At 44.5% G+C, this 1,426-nt stretch carries 2 protein-coding genes; both read right to left on the reverse strand.

Features of this window, described 5'->3' with window-relative positions:
- Positions 1–41 precede the first annotated feature (41 nt).
- Complete coding sequence (locus HMPREF9007_RS00145; RefSeq protein WP_117615371.1) at positions 42–929, reverse strand: IS3 family transposase; 888 nt, start codon at positions 927–929, stop codon at positions 42–44.
- Positions 860–1,426: transposase (locus HMPREF9007_RS00140; RefSeq protein ID WP_277754737.1), on the reverse strand; the 567-nt coding region annotated here is incomplete at its 5' end. The genes HMPREF9007_RS00145 and HMPREF9007_RS00140, both read right to left, overlap by 70 nt.

Consider the following 1,426-nt stretch of genomic DNA (forward strand, 5'->3'; position numbering starts at 1 on the left):
AACTGAAGTGCACCCCAAATATTGGACGGATTAGTATTTGTTTAGATGGCATGAGTTCGGTATTGTACCGGGCTCATGTTGTTTAAGTATTTCTTTATCCGCTTGTTATTGTAGTAGTCGATATATTCTTCCAATTCTTTTCGGAAATGGTCTATGGATGAGAATTTTTGCAAATATAATAATTCGGACTTCAATAATCCAAAGAAACTTTCCATAGCAGCGTTATCCAGACAGTTACCCTTGCGCGACATGCTCTGTGTAATACCTTTCTGTCTTAAACGGAGCTGATACTGCTTCATCTGATACTGCCAGCCCTGGTCGGAATGCAAGACAATACCCGGAGAATCCGGTATTCTGGCAAACGCATCGTCCAGCATCTTCATGATCTGCATAAAGTTAGGGCGTTCAGCTATTTTATAGCTAATAATCTCCCGGTTATATAAGTCCATAATCGGCGATAGATATAACTTTACGCCGCAAACCGAAAATTCCGTAAGGTCAGTAACCCACTTCTGATTCGGTTTTTCGGCTGCAAAGTCGCGTTGCAGAAGATTGGGCGCTATCCGTCCGATCTGTCCTTTGTATGAACAGTATTTACGGAGCCTGACCTGACTTTTTATCCCGCAAATATTCATCAGCTTAAGTACGGTTTTGTGATTTATCGCATATCCGATCTTATTCATTTCAACGGTAATGCGCCGATAACCATAACGCCCCTTATGTTCGTGATATAACCTTATAATACTCTCTTTTTCGCGAGCATATTTATCGGGTTGTTTTGATTTTCTGAAGTGATAATAAAATGTGCTTCGCGCCATCCCTGCGGCTTTGAGCAATACTGAAAGCCGGCACTGCGGCCTTAGTCCTTCGATGGCTTGGGCTCTTTCCCGCTCTCGCGGACAATGCGCTCCTCGACTAAGGCCTGCAATTTTTTTAAGTAAGCATTCTCGGCACGAAGATACTCCAGTTCCTTAAGCAACTCTTCGTGCGGAGTCGTTTTGAGTTTGACTTTTTTAGTCTTCGATTTACTCATGGCCGGCCTCCTTCTTTGCGGTTTACGCCGCAGGCCTTCAGCACCTTGGTTTTGATAGAGCCGCTCCCATTGACGAATAACAAAAGGGCCCGGAATGCCGAAATGCACTGCTGTCTCCAGCAAAGATAGATGATTTTGGTGCATATGCTTCAAAACTGACAACTTAAATTCTGCACTGTAGCTACCGTGGCGCAGCTTAAGGCCGGCAAGGCCATGGCGCTCGAATAATGTTACCCACAAGTGAACTTGCGAGCGGCCACAGCCCAAGTGACATCCGGCTTCCCTAACCGAAAGTCCGCCTTCGAGTACCAGTTTTACGGCCTTTAAACGAATCTCATAATTATATTTCATAAAAAACACCCCAAAAGTGTCCAACTTTTTGGGGTGCAGTAC

This window comes from Bacteroides sp. 1_1_14, assembly GCF_000162515.1.
GTDB classification, from domain to species: domain Bacteria; phylum Bacteroidota; class Bacteroidia; order Bacteroidales; family Bacteroidaceae; genus Bacteroides; species Bacteroides thetaiotaomicron.